7 protein-coding genes and 3 pseudogenes are annotated in these 14117 nt (G+C 49.1%); 5 read left to right on the top strand and 5 right to left on the bottom strand.

All coding sequences use genetic code 11. The features are described 5' to 3' along the window. Nucleotides 1-63 precede the first annotated feature (63 nt). The 3 genes and pseudogenes from QP970_RS04425 to QP970_RS04415 form a co-directional block, all read right to left on the bottom strand. Nucleotides 64-1275, bottom strand: a pseudogene (locus QP970_RS04425) (IS3 family transposase). Nucleotides 1276-1338: 63 nt separating this feature from the next. Next, complete coding sequence (locus tag QP970_RS04420; RefSeq protein WP_284869720.1) at nucleotides 1339-1734, bottom strand: hypothetical protein; 396 nt, start codon at nucleotides 1732-1734, stop codon at nucleotides 1339-1341. A gap of 138 nt (nucleotides 1735-1872) precedes the next feature. Next, nucleotides 1873-2442, bottom strand: a complete 570-nt coding sequence (locus QP970_RS04415) for a hypothetical protein (RefSeq protein ID WP_284869719.1) — start codon at nucleotides 2440-2442, stop codon at nucleotides 1873-1875. A 1428-nt stretch (nucleotides 2443-3870) separates the two neighbouring features. Here QP970_RS04415 and QP970_RS04410 point away from each other — a divergent pair. After that, a pseudogene (locus tag QP970_RS04410) lies at nucleotides 3871-5219 on the top strand (IS256 family transposase). Between the two features lie 396 nt (nucleotides 5220-5615). Here the strand turns inward: QP970_RS04410 and QP970_RS04405 are convergent. Continuing rightward, a complete protein-coding gene (locus tag QP970_RS04405; RefSeq protein ID WP_284869718.1) occupies nucleotides 5616-6290 on the bottom strand; it encodes a response regulator transcription factor in 675 nt (224 codons plus the stop codon). Nucleotides 6291-6716: 426 nt separating this feature from the next. On the opposite strand from QP970_RS04405, the gene QP970_RS04400 reads away from it, so the two are divergent. The 4 genes from QP970_RS04400 (at nucleotide 6717) to QP970_RS04385 (ending at nucleotide 13171) form a co-directional block, all read left to right on the top strand. After that, nucleotides 6717-8258 (top strand): ATP-binding cassette domain-containing protein, encoded by a 1542-nt coding sequence (locus QP970_RS04400; RefSeq protein WP_284869717.1) that lies wholly within the window; start codon nucleotides 6717-6719, stop codon nucleotides 8256-8258. Next, a complete protein-coding gene (locus QP970_RS04395) occupies nucleotides 8255-10786 on the top strand; it encodes a class III lanthionine synthetase LanKC N-terminal domain-containing protein (protein ID WP_284869716.1) in 2532 nt (843 codons plus the stop codon). The genes QP970_RS04400 and QP970_RS04395 overlap by 4 nt, the downstream gene beginning before the upstream one ends. After that, entirely contained in the window at nucleotides 10779-11417 is a 639-nt protein-coding gene (locus tag QP970_RS04390; RefSeq protein ID WP_239208590.1) for an ABC transporter ATP-binding protein, read from the top strand. Before QP970_RS04395 ends, QP970_RS04390 begins: the two co-directional genes overlap by 8 nt. 269 nt (nucleotides 11418-11686) lie before the next feature. After that, nucleotides 11687-13171, top strand: coding sequence for an ABC transporter permease (locus QP970_RS04385; protein WP_284869715.1), 1485 nt, complete (start codon nucleotides 11687-11689; stop codon nucleotides 13169-13171). Between the two features lie 115 nt (nucleotides 13172-13286). Here the strand turns inward: QP970_RS04385 and QP970_RS04380 are convergent. After that, nucleotides 13287-14041, bottom strand: a pseudogene (locus QP970_RS04380) (IS256 family transposase); the annotation flags it as partial. Nucleotides 14042-14117: the final 76 nt, after the last annotated feature.

Here is a 14117-nt window from a genome sequence, read left to right as displayed (position 1 = left end):
TTCTCAACAGGAATGGTCGAAGCAGGGGCCTGACCCCCGGACAGTGGACACGTCGGGGGTTAGCTATGTTGCTTTGGTCAGTGTAGCTGATGTGAGTGCTTCGAAGTCATCGGGAGCTAGAAGGTTGCACCACGAGTGTCGCCGGCGCGTGTTGTAGCGCATGCACCACCGGAAGACTTCCTGCCGGCAGATAATGGGATTGTCAAAGACTTTCTTATCCTTGAGGACCTCTCGTTTCAAGGTGGCGTTAAACGACTCCGCCAGTGAGTTATCGGCACTGGTGCCGACTGCGCCCATGGACTGGGTGACGTTGAGCCTGTGGCAGGTAGCCTGAAACTGCGATGAGCCATAGACACTTCCGTGGTCCGAATGAAAGACCGCCCCGGCAAGACTCCCGCGGGTGTGGTGCGCGTGCTCGAGCGCTCCCTCGACGAGTTCGGTGCGCATGTGCTCGGCGATAGCAAAGCCGACGAGCATCCGGGAATAGCAGTCAATTACCGAAGCGAGATACATATTCGACCCGTCCGCGATCGGTAGATAGGTGATATCGCCAACCAGCACCCTATTTGCAGCCGGGGCCGTGAATTCTCGCTTGACCAGGTCGGCAAACACCACTCGATTGGGCCCACGCCTGGTGGTGGTGACCTTGCGTTTTTCGTGTAGCCACGCAGGCGAGGCTTCTTCATCATCCGGGCGATGCGCTTATGGTTGACCGGCCCATTGTCGTTGTAAGCGTCGTTATAGGTCAGCTCTGCCGCGATGCGTTTGGCACCACAGAGCTGGTCTTTCTCGTCAAAGACCGCCTTGACCTTCGCCCCTAGCATGGCATCGTCGATCAGCCGACGGTGCCGTTGGGGCTGCTGGCTTTCCATTTGTAGTAAGAGCTGCGATTGAGCCCAAAGACGGTACACATCCGCTTGACCGAGTACTCGGTGCGGTTGTCCTCGAAAAACTGAAAGCGGATCACCAGTTTGTCTCTTCCATGAAATATTTGGCCGCCTTGCGCAAGATATCGCGTTCTTCTTTCAACCTGTAGTTTTCCTGCTGCAGTTGGCGTATCATTTCTGCATCCGTGAGCTGCTTGGCACGATCAGCACGTGCAACCGGTGGACTCTGGGGCTTTGCACCGGTGCCGTACGTATCGACCCACGTGCGAAGCGTGGTGCGGTAGATCCCTAAATCTTCAGTCGTGGCCTTGAGCGAGAGATGTGGATCGCTCTCGTCCATCGCGACTGCGTCGCGCTTGAACTGATCCGAATAAACCTTCCTAGGCATGGAGGCAGATTACTTTTCCCCGACCCAACACGGCCGGAAACAGAGGTGTCTACCAAACAGGGGTCAGGTCCCTCCGACCAAAATCCCGATCGTAATCACGATCTCATCAATGTTTGGAGCGATGGTTTCTAGTACGGGGAGGACTACTGTGGTGAAAACATCCATCACTGTGGAGATGGTCTTGCCGTGAGATTCAAAATCAATAGCGCCGACGACGTCACCTAGAGCCTCACCGAATTCGGGGAGTTTATCGAGAATAAGTTGAATCCACTCCGCCATTCTGTTGAGAAATTCTTCGACTCCTGGCGCGGCTTGTGAGACGAAATCAGCAAAAGCCGGATATATCTGATTCATCACGATGGAGGCCAATGTCGAGATAATCGGCGATATGGAGGACAAAACTGCGGCTGCTGAGGCGAAGTAGCTTTGCAGGGTTTGTTGCCCCTGCATCGAGTTCACCCACCCGTTGACCTGCGATAAGAAGTTTAGGAAGCTGAACCCACCATTTATATTCACTGATCCGGCGGCCTTGTCTATACCGGAAAAGATCCCTCCGATTCGCCCTCCGAGACGGGGATAGACTCTTCCAAAATGAAACTACCTCCGCTTCTTTTTCCGCAAGAGATCGCTGTAGCGACCCGTCCTCAAAAGCCGTGATCGTGTTGTTCTTCCACGTCTCAGCCAGACCCAAAAGTGCGACATCATGCGGCTGAAAATTGGAGCAGCAGCGCCCAACACTACGGTTCTTTTAAGAACGTTTCGTACTCCACCCGCGAGATCACTGGCCGCAAACTTCGTGCCATTCAGCAATTCGGTCATGGCTGTCAGACCAGTACCTGTGGTCAGGAACTCCACCAATGCGCTCGCTGCTAGGCCTAGGTTTCCAGCGAGTGTGCGCATGACCTCGTTAAGTGGTTCGATCAGTGCGCTAACCTGTCCAAGGTCTCCGAGCGGTTCGAAAAATGCTTCTTGGATACCAGAAAAATCAAACAGATCCTTTAAGTCTCGGATTGATAGAGCAGCAGTCTGCGCAGACGGAGTCAACTGATTTATCGCGTCCTGCAAACCCTTCGTGTCAGTAGCACCAATAGCGTCGCCCATTCCCTTGATTGCGATAGCAACAGAAGTAAACGCTGTGCTTGCCGCTGCGATAGTTGGTACGGCCATTGCTCCGACGAGTGACGTCAGTGAAGACGCGAATTGTAGTGTTGCTTTCCGGCGGTGTGCAGGATTGGTACGAGTGCCAGAACACCGGACGTTGCAATAGCCATAGCTGACCTCATTTGCAGAGTCTTTGCCCCCGCGGCTCCTAGGCTCATTGTCAGTCCGGTCATAGCGGTTTTAGCTTTAACAAACCCAGTAGTGGCGGTGAGTGCGGCCATCATTGCGGAGACTTTTGCAATGCCAGTTTTATCCGCAGAGACCCTGACCTTGAGCTTTTAAGTCTCTCCCACACCTAAATTTTTGCAGCCAGTTAAACCAGAGCAAGGTTTAGGAACTTGTACTTGTTCTTAGTTGCCAACTTGATCTTCGGAGCTACCTTTTCTACACCCTTGACCGTAGTGATGGCGTCAGATAGTAATCCTTTATAGTCCAAGTCCATCTTGGGTTTAATTTTCGGAGTGGAGGCTTGGACTTTGACCGCACCTACAGAATCCGGCAGAAGTCCCTTGTAGTCTAGTGACATTTGGAACTTGATTTTTGGAGTTAGCAGCTCAGCCTTTTTGACCGCCGCTAATGTTTTACAGGGAGGAGCTTATCGTCAACATCAATGTCGACGTGCAAGTCCTTCATAGTGGTTTGAGCCTCACGCACAGCATTGTGAGCGTGACGTGATAAGGACTTTTTGTCCAACTCCATTTTGACTACAAAATCCGAAAAGATTTCTGCGCAGCAGTCACTGACGCAGCGGAATATTGACTCAAAGCGTCGTTGTCTAGGTCCATGCCGGCGACAAGATTTTTGATGAAGGACTGCGCTAGTCGTACAACGTCTGACGCGTCTTTTCAAAGATCATCGTCGTCTAAGTCCATGTCGACGATAAGGTCTTTAACGGCGGACTGGGCTACCTTAATGGCGTGAGAGGTTTTCCGCGTAAACCATCAGAATCGAGACCAAGATCGACTTCAAGGTCCTGCAGTAGAGCCTGCGACTTGGCTACTGCTCGTCGAGCATCCTCACTGATCCCATTCTTGAGGTGTAGGCGTACTCTGGGTGAGTGTTTCAGTTCCTCGCTACGCAAAACCTACGGAGTTTTGACGCGAAACATGACCGGTCTGGAGCAGTGACTACTCGGGCTTGGTCTACTTTGATTCCACCTACGCCTGCCAAGTGGTGTCCTTAAGCTTGTGAGGTGTTTTCTATCCATCTGGTAACTTAGTCAAGGGTATGGTCTCCGCCGAGTTTTGACCTCGTGCGAACTGTTTATCGAACTGCTGGCTACGTTCCAGAACCTTTCGAGTCTCTAGACCCGGCCCCAACGGGTACTCGTGGTATTTAGCCGTGCCTGTTTTCTTCTTAGAGTTGATCTGCACCTGATGGGTGTGTCAGGGAATTTGTGGGTGAGACTCTGATCTAGAAGGAGTTTCACCGATAATGACTACAGTGTCACCGAAGAAAAACCATGGCCGACAAGGGTCAATGAGATCAGCGAGAAGCTGATGGAAAATCCTTAAGCTCGTCAGCCTGATCAGCGAGCTGTCGACTTCCGCCGGTGATGCAAGCGAGCTGGTTAAAGGCCTCCTGCAGGCATCGATCAACGCTAGTCTTGAAACGGAGATGGATGCGCATTTGGGCTATAGTCATTGCGACCGCAAGGCCAAAACCCAGATGGAAACCGCACAGAGCAGCAATCACCGTAACGGGTTGTACATCAAGACCGTCAATTCTGGCTACGGCGCGGTGGAAGTGACCGTTGCCAGGGATCGTGCTGGCACGTTTACTCCCCGGATGGTGCCCAAGGGTGCACGTCGGCTCACAGAGCTCGACGACATGATTATTTCGCTCTACGCCGGTGGGATGACCGTGCGCGATATTCAGCACCATCTCGCAACCACTCTTGGTGTGGATATGAGCCCGGATACGATCAGCACCATTACCGACGCGGTCTTGGACGAGGTCATGATCTGGCAAAACCGCCAGCTCGACGAGTTCTACCTAGTGATTTTCCTCGACGCGCTACGCGTCAAGATCCGTGACGGCCACCGGGTGGTCAACAAGTCCTGGTACATGATGGTTGGTGTCGACGTGGACGGCATCAAGCACATCCTGGGATTGTAGATCGCTGACAATGAAGGCGCCGCATTCTGCGGCATCGGTGTGTGCGGATCTGGCCAACCGCGGTGTCCAGGACGTGTTCATCGTGTGCTGCGACGAGCTCAAAGACCTGCCGGAAGCCGTGGAGGCAACCTGGCCGAATTCCATGGTGCAGACCTGTATTGTGCACCTGATTCGGGCTGCGAACCGGTGGGTGTCCTACCAGGACCGCAAAGCAGTCTCCCGCGCACTGCGCGAGGTCTACACAGCCGCTAACGAGGACACCGCACGTGCCAGCCTGGATACTTTCGACGCCAGTGAACTTGTCCGAAATACCCCCCAGTCGGTCAAAGTCTGGCGCGCATAGGAGCGGTTCGTACCGTTTCCGCAGTTCCAGCCAGCGGCGCAGCGAGTGCTCTACACTACCAACTCAATCGAATTACTCAACGCCCAACTGCGTAAAACTACCCGTAGCAGGGGAGCAATTCCCGAACGATACTGCTGCACTGAAGACGTTGTGGCTGATGATCTGCAACATCGAAGACAAGCGCGCTGCCCAACGAGCGAAGAAAGCAAAACGCGCCATTGAATGCAACGGCTATATTGAAGGAGCGAAAGCCACTGGGTGGAAACAAGTTATCAACCAACTAGCCGTGTCTTACCCCAACCGATTCGCGGATTACTTGTAAACGAAGCCCCCGCACACAAAGAATCGGACACTCTCTGAATTCGCGCAGTCTACAATTCTCAGTGCGAAACACTTGCTCACCGACAAAGTCTGTCGTTAGTTGAGGCAAGTTCTAAGTAGTGGTGTATCTGTATGTCCGAAAAACGAATGCTTCTACAGCACGGGTCGCATCAAGATAAGTAAAGGGACCGTGAACTGCATTGAACATTGAATTTATCAAGTAGGAAGAAGCTGGAACTAGAAAACAAGAAGTATGGGCTCTTTCTGCTATTTTCCCCTGGTGAATCATTCGATCAGTTGGGATATTTCTGAGGCAGCCACTATTTTTCTTTTGTTTGCATCGTCTTTTATGATCTGATCTGCTAAGAACTTTGCGGCTGAATTTTCACGGTGGGCCTTAACCCGAACTTTTATTAGAAATAGACTCCGAATCGACATCATAGAAACTCTTATATATTAGCTCAGCCCTTGATACAGCTCTATATTTCTCAAAGAGGTTAGATATATGCTTTTTTATGGAGATTTCAGAAAAGCCTAACAGCCCTGAGATCTGAAATGTAGTTTTTCCCTGTCGTACAAAATGCAGGATTCTACGGTCTGTCTTAGAAAGAGGGGTATCCTCGTTGAGCGGAAAATCTGAATAGTTGTGAAGAGTCAGTTTGATTAGTCGAGCAGTATCCTGCATAGACAAATAGCATCCGCCCTTTCGAATAATTTCTACCACCGTTTGAACTTCTGAAATCGTCTTTGGAGGGCGAATGATCGCTGACACACCGGCGGCCAGCAACGTTAAAAATGTTTTGTCTGATTCTGAGATCGTTAATGCTATGGAATAGGGCCGTATCGATGAACTGTCATTTCGGATGAAATCTAGGACCGGTAAACAGTACTTGAAAGATAATGTTGCATCGATGAAAACAGCATCGAAATGCTGGAGCTTTAAAAGTTCGATGGCTAGTGTTTCATCTCCTGAGACTGAAACATCTTCCAGGCAATTTCGCATTAAAGACAAGAGAGGCGTTAAGTGGGCAGGCGTGTTGGCGTCGGCGTCGCTTAGAATCAATACCCTCATTTAAGGCCTCCCAAAATTTTAACCGGTGTAACGTCTCAATTTTTATCTAATTAGTTGAACAACAAGCACCGCTACCGCTACATAAATTTATAACTTAATCCAAATCTATCTTTTCGTTGAGGATAATATACGAAAGTATAAGAAAGCCATTTTTCTATATCAGTCATCAAGATGCCTTGATAACTTAAATTCCTGAGAGCGAGAAGGAGGTGAATTTAGATGACCAATATTTACGAAATTCGTGAGGCTGCTAAGGGTCTCGGCGATCAGGCTAACCGTGCGGATAGCCACGTGAGCGTGACTGACTGTGCAGCCGCACGGGAAAGCCGAGCAAGCATTGCTTGGTGTGGCAACTAAAATTTGTTTGGAGTGAAGGCTCTTTTTTAGAGCCCTCACTCCCTTTTTGTGAGTGAGAGAATGTTTCCAGTGCGTTCCCTTTTGGTGGCTGCAATCGCTTCAGCTATCACCTCTGTGCTGTGGATGATGCAACCATGGTTGCTTGGGCAGTTAGTTGATGGTCAAACTATCCTAAGCTTCCCAGCGTGGGTGGTTTTAGTAAGCTTAACTATTCTTTGGGCTTTGGTAAGCAAATGTGCTGAGTTTCTGAAAGGAATTGCTGAAGTTAACGGGATAGGAGCAGTCAGAATCGCTCTGTTAGAGCGGTCAAGGACTGAGGTGCAGGAAAGGGGCATCCCAGCCTGTAACGAGAATCTGGCCTCAAATATTCTTACGGATTCTAGAGAATATGTATCCGGAGTTGTGAGTATCGTCTGCTCGATTTCTTCTTCGCTAACCAGTGTAATCGTAGCTGTAGTCTTAGTTCTTCGGGTAAATAAGGCTTTGCTGTTCTTTATTGCGATTTCATTGGTAGTAGGTCTTTTACTAACGAAGGGCGGTTTGCGGAGACTGGAGCGGCCAAATGCAAAAGCGCTGGAACTGAATGCTCAGCTTGTAAATGAAACGGCTTCCTTCGTTAGGAGTTATGAAGAGATTCGAGTTTTGGATGCTTTTGGTAGAAGAAAACTCGAAATTGATGAAACGGCGCGCAAAACGACTTCGGCTTTGCGTGGAGTGGTGCTTACCAAGTTCCTTTACTTAGCGGTTCCCTCTCTCATTTTTGCTTTGATACCTACAGTATGTGTCGCTATAGCAATGATCTTCCTCGTTCCTAGAGGGAATTTGTCAGTCGGCGAAGTGATTACCGTATTTACAGTTGCTGGAATGGTCATTTCCCCAGTACAAGTCGTGACTGAAAGCTTGGAAAGCTATAAGAAGTCGGAGGCTGCGAAAAAAAGGATTCCAACTTTGAAGGGAAAAATATCTTTTAAATATGAAACTACCAATTCCTCGAATCCCGAAGTTCCTTTGTGCTTGAACTTTACGGGAATTGTGTGCGACGAATTTCAGGTGGATCGAAGCTATTCAGATAGGTTACAACGGTCAGATCTGGTAATGATTTCTGGACCGTCTGGTTGCGGCAAGACAACACTTTTACGCGTACTAGCTGGTTTAAAAACCCCTGAACGCGGGGCTGTTGAAATTTGGAATGGGCAGCAGATTGAAGAACCCAGCAACAGGTATCGAGATTTAATCGGCTATTGCCCTCAAGAACCGGGGCTTGAAACCGAAGCAGTATCGGAAGTATTAGCTGAGATCTTGGGTCTAGATACTGGTTTAGACGACTTCCTTTCCGACATAACGGACAGTTTGGCGGGAAGTTCGACTGCTCTTACAGTAGGGGAACTCTCTGGAGGGCAAAAGCGCCGGTTGGCTTTAGGAAGGCTTTTGGCATCCACTAAACCTATACTGCTTTTGGATGAGCCATTCTCGGGGCTAGATGAAAACAACTGTGTGCGTTTAGCAAAACTATTAAATTCACAACGATCCAGGATTGTGGTGCACGCTAGCCACCATACTCCACGGCAGATACAAAACACAAAAATAATAGCGATGAAGGATAGAAATTGAAGCTCAAGGGATTTGGTGTGAGCTCACACCCTTTGGTAAATGATGAGGCTAAAAGGGAGGGTAAAGATTGGAAAATTTCCGAACGCTGGAGCTTTTTAAGTGGTGACATTGCTTCTCCATGGCGCTTTTTCGGTTCCAGACCGAACGACCTTCCTCAGTGTGGATGGAAAATCCATCTGAGCGCGTTTCCTACACAAGCTGAGGAGGTTTTAGGCGCAGCAATTCCGATCCTCATAGATTCAGGAGTCTATTTCAAAGTTGCAGCCGATCCATCAGTATATTTTAAAAAGCTCTTGAAGACGGCATCGGTGGATGAATTTGGCAAGCTTTTGACGGCGTATCCGGTGACGCTTGAGAAGTTTGATTCTGTAGTCTCTCAGCTTTATTGTGCACTCGAGGGGTTCCGCGCACCCGAAATATTATCTGATGCCCAGATAGAAAATTCTCCCGTACATTTTAGGTATGGATCATTCTTGCTCATGAAGAAGTGGTGCGAAGAAAAGCAACGCTGGCTTGAAGCACTTGAATCTTCTTCGGGAGAGGTTTATTGGCCGAGTCGATCTGGATGTTTAGAAATTCCCCGATGGGCCCCTCGGAGTGAATTCATCAATTCTGTCTTAGCTAGACGTGATAGAAACGCATTCAGAGTCCCCTTCGAGGTTGACCAGGTCCTTGGCTACAGTAGCAGGGGTTTGTCCATGAAAGCTCGTTATCAAGGCCGTGAGGTCTTTGTAAAAGAAGTTAGACAGCTTTCGGGGTTTACTAATTGGAGTTCGGACGGAGTCTCCAGCCTTAAGCAGGAAAGTAAAGTACTGGAGGAGCTGCAAGGGGTAAACGGAATTCCAAATAAAGTTGAACTGATAAATAGTGAGGCTTCTAGCTATTTGATTACTGATTACTTCAACGGAAAGTCCCTTAGAGCGTATGTCACGGAAACATGTCCACTCGCCTTGGGAACCGAGGAGGGAGTGCGTTCATACGTATTTTGGGCGAAATCTTGCATGGAAAAGGCAAAAGCCGTACTTACTAGGGCACATGGCAATGGTTGGTGTCACGGTGACATATCACCTGATAACATTTTAGTTTCTCCGAACGGAGAGGTCATGATTGTAGATTGGGAGGCGGCGGCCCCTGCCGGAACAGGGGTACCCAAATACTGGACTCCGGGGTTCTCCATGGCGGATCCGAGGATGCGGTGTTCAGATCAAAAAAAGGGATTTTGTCTCGAGGAGAACGACTTTTACGGATTGGGAAAAATCGCGCTATCACTGTTTTACCCGTCTGCGTCTCAAGTGGACTTTTCATTAGGTGAGCGCGGTGTGATTCTAGATGAGATTCAAGATTTCTATGGCAAAACGATTCGTGAATGGTTAGAGGACTTTATCGAGTTCCCCGTACCGCGGTATGCCTTTGGCCCAGTCAATGAGCTTGACCTTGCAAGTGGCATCGTCAAGTCGTGGGACAGGTATGAAGAGCATTTACAAGTCAGCGAGACTGTGCCAGTTGGAGCCGATAGCTTAGGCGAAGGTACGATATTTTCTCCCGAAGGACTGCGGGATCTTTTGTACGTGCAACTTCAGCATCAGTATGAAGACTGCAGGCTCAAGAGCGAATTGTTGAGGAAAGCGCGAATAGATTCTGATCCTTACGGCAGGAATGCTGTAAATGTGAGTGAACTTCGTATGGCGTTAAATCCCTCACGCGACTCGATAGATGAGTATGCTAAAAATTTGGAGCGAGAGTATAGTTCGAAGCCCGACAATGGATTCACACTTGAAAGAATGATTCGAGATCTCGTTATACTTTCTCGTGTAAAGGGTTCAGGGGCATTGTTTAAAAGTGCGACAAATTCTTTGCTCGAAGAGCTTGGTTTGAATGTATCTGAGCTGCTCCTTAGCTCTTTCGAAGATGGAAGGACTGAAGCCTCCGGTGGGCTTTTAAGCGGTTGGAGTGGAGCGGCTATGGCGCTCCTCCAATGGTGGGAAAGTGAGAAAAGCTCGAGAGCTGAAAATTTTTTGGACCTGGCTGAAACCATGTGTGCTGAAGACTTGCTTAACTGTAAGAAATCAAAAAATGGAAGTCTGATGGTCGATGATGGGGACAGGCTACTCCCGTATCTGGCAGAAGGAAGCGCTGGTGTTTTGTGGGCATTAACCGAGCTCGCAAAGAAACGCAGAATGGTTGCCACCAATGAGCAACTTTCGGGCTTAATAGAAGCCTGTTCCTCAAGGTACTTCGCCACAGCGGGTTTATTTTACGGTCGTGCAGGCTGCTATTGGTCGTTAAAGAGAGCTAATCAGGTTTTCGGCTCTCAAGTGGGAGGGCAATTGCTTCGAAATCAAGAAATACTTTTGAAAAAACAATGCATGGAGATGGACGGAGCTGTCTATTGCCTTGGAGACCGCAATGAAAGGTTCACTCTTGACTTTGCATTTGGAACAGCTGGAGTGCTTCACGCATTTACCAAGGAAATTTGTCAACCGGGGGATTGGATCCCTTTCCCAGAATTAGGAGTAAAGAATGCTTGAGCTTTGTAACTTAGAAATATCGTCGAGGCGAGGAAAGTCACTTGCTTGTATAGACGGACACTTTTCGGAAGGAAGTGTCCACTGGATTCGAGGAAAATCGGGGGCGGGTAAAACTACTCTCCTCAAGACAATCGCTGGGCTTCAACCCCCTTTATCAGGGGAGGTCAAGCTTTGTGAAAAGAGTCTTTGGTCAATTTCGAGACGACAACGTGATGCGCTCAGGGCTCAATCTATGGGCGTAGTGTTCCAGGACGCGGGCTTGATTCCTTGTCTAACCGTAGGAGAAAATCTAGCTTTTGCACGGAGTCTTTCTGGTGTTTCATCAATCTCGACGGACGGCAGTTCTCTGCTTACGAATTTCGGGATTGCTGAGGTATCTGATTGTTTACCTAGCGAGCTCTCCGGGGGCCAGCGCCAGCGTGCAGCCGTTGCAGCAGCGCTATCTAAACAACCTCGACTTATTCTTGCAGACGAACCGACTAGCGCACTTGACGAGGAAAACGCATATATTGTCCTGAATCGCCTTGCGCAATATGCTCAATCTGGTCAAGCAATTGCTTTGATAGTTTCCCACGATGAACGCGTTGCTGAGTTTGCTGATTGCAGTCTTGAAATTGGGGGTTCTCTGTGAATTATCGCTCGTTGGCATCGAAGATTCGAAAGGACACGACCGTGGAGAGTGTCCCATTTCTTTCAACTTGTTTCATCCTTACTTTTTTTATCGCCTTATTGATCTCAACTGTAGGGGCGAAGGAAGTTACTGAGTCGTTATCGATGGGCCTGATGTATTCGGCTGTCGTTTCTCTGGTCCCATTCAGTTTAGCGCTTAAGTATTGTATTAGGCACGTCATTATGGGGAGAAGAGCGCACTATAGGGCCCTTCGGCTGTTTGGATTTCCTTTGTCGAAGATTCGCTACGCGTTGGTGTGTGAAACTGTAGTTGTGATTGCATGCTTTTCCTTGGTTAATGCTTTCCTCGTGCCAATGTGTATTCAGCCGCTCTTTTCTTTTATATATTCTGGGGTTAGTATTACTTTGCCTTCTGGCTTCCCGTCACCATTCTTCGTGGCTTTTGTTACGTGGTTAGCTACGTCGGTGCTGGCTATTTTTCCCCTATGGCAAGAAACGGGTTCTCTAGCTGAGTTAAGGGAGAAGCATGTTGATGGAAGCGCAGGCCCAAGTAGTCCACAAGCTTCACAGTTGTTTCATTATCCGTTGGGGATTATTGCTTGTGTGATAGGGATCGCCATCTTTTTCCTTATACCACATGCTGCCCCAGGGAGCCGCTGGCCTCTACTCTTCATCTATGGCATTCCTTTCTTGGTTAGTGCTGCCTCGGTAATTATTTATGCACTAATTCTGTACTTGATTGAGCGTTTTTCGTTACGTCGTCGTGGTTGGACCCCATTCGTGTTGGCTATTCGACTTTTGCGTTCATTCATTCCCACGACGGTTTTGCGGATGGCTTGCATTTTTGTCTTGCTCCCAATAATTCTATTTATTTCGAACGATTCGGCCCTTTTTTCTGCCCGACAGGCATTGGCTGATAATGTTGACGATGTATTTGTGGCGGCTCCGGCCTCTGAGGGGACAGATGGCCTTGCGGAGGTAAGAATGGCTTGTCGAGAGCATTCGAAGGATTGTTTGGGCGTGTTAAATTGGGTCCCTGCTATTGAAGATGCGGGACAGTTTAAGCCTTCCAGCCTGGAAGAAGGGGCTGTTTACACTCTAGTGGAGGATCGAGATGGAACTATCGATTCTTTGGTAAAAAACAAGGACGTAGTCGGTCAAGCGCCTCGATCTCCCTTTGATCAGACTTGGATGCGACCATGGGATCAAACCTTTAACTCTCAGTCGGATCCTGCCTGGCAAAGCGATGAGGGGGGTACGTATTCGGTTGCAATATTTTCGGCCCCTCCCGACATCGGAGTTACTGAGGGAGTATCAGTTGTGAGCGCCAAGCAGTGGGCAGAAAAACTTCCTGATCGGTTGCTTTATGGTCCAAACGGTACGGGTACTAGCGAGTTTATACCGCTATTTGCTTATGTGATTGTTGGAGTAGCGGTCCTTATTTTCGGCTTGGCGTTAGCCCAGCAGGGGAGACTCATTCGGTATGCGCGAACAATTTGGGAACAGGGAGTACCAGCCGCTGAAGCCTATCGCATTAGAAAATTGGCTAATTGTGTGCCCTCGGCCTTCGCAGTGTTGCTTTCGCTGGGATCAGCTTGGTTCCTAAGCACGTATATGGATTCTCTAATTGCGCACAGATTGGTGGTGCACTTTCCCTCTCTTCCGTTCGGTCTTATCCTATTCTTGGTAGTCGTTATCGGCTTGGCTGCTATGGGTAGTAATTTTGTGAAGTCGCCAAAAGAAGATATTAGGTAATCGGTCACGTTGCTGAATTCGCAACTAAAGGTCATTGGGGACCACGCCTATTACTATTTCGCCATCGCCTTTGGTTGCATAGTTAACTGTCAAGCTGTATCGCGTGAGGTTAGGTTTATAGGCATTTGTCGAAGCGGTCGGGGTAGGCCACAACCATTTGGTTGATGGCCTGTTTCCGGCCGGAAACTCGGGCTCTTTCCATGAGTCTGCCGGCTGTCGCTGAGACTCGTTTGCCTTGTTTCGCCCGCTTTGGAGCTCGTTTGTCTTCGATGTTGCGGATCATCAGTCACAGCGTCTTGAGTGCTGATTCATAGTTGGTGAACTGCACCCTGTTTCGGGGGGCTTCACGCAGTTAATTGTTGAGTAATTCAATCAAATTCGTTGTATAGATTACCTTCCTTGCTGCTGGTGGGAACTGCAGAAATGGTACGAAAACGCTGTCAAGCACCCCGCCAAACCTTGACTGAGCGTGGATACTTTTGAGCTTGTTCAGAGGCTTCAAATTCGGCTAAAGTAGCCATGCTGTGGACTCATCTGCAGCGGTGTAGATATCGCGAAGCGTACGAGAGACGGTTTTGCGGTTCTGATAAGACGCCCATCGGTTAGCTGCGCGAATCAGGTGCACGATACAGGTTTGCGCCATAGAGTTCGGCCAGGTTGCCTCTACTTCTTCTGGCAGTCCTTTAAGCCCGTCACAGCAGACGACAAAGACGTCTTTGACCCCACGGTTGGAAACATTGGAATATACCTGCGCCCAAAATGAAGCGCCTTCTTCTTTGGCAATCCACAACCCGAAATGTGCTTCATGTCGTCGAGGCCCATGCCGATAGCCATGTACGCGGATTTGTTGACTGCTCGGCCGCTGTCGCGTGACGCGCGACGCTATTTAGTACCGGTAGGGCGGTATCGAGTACCGACCGGTGCGGATATCGGGTACCGGGGGTAG

Origin of the sequence: Corynebacterium sp. MSK073 (assembly GCF_030232085.1) — a bacterium.
In the GTDB taxonomy this organism is placed as follows: Bacteria; Actinomycetota; Actinomycetes; order Mycobacteriales; family Mycobacteriaceae; genus Corynebacterium.
Note: the sequence above shows the minus strand (reverse complement) of the source record. Positions and strands in the feature narration are given on the sequence as shown.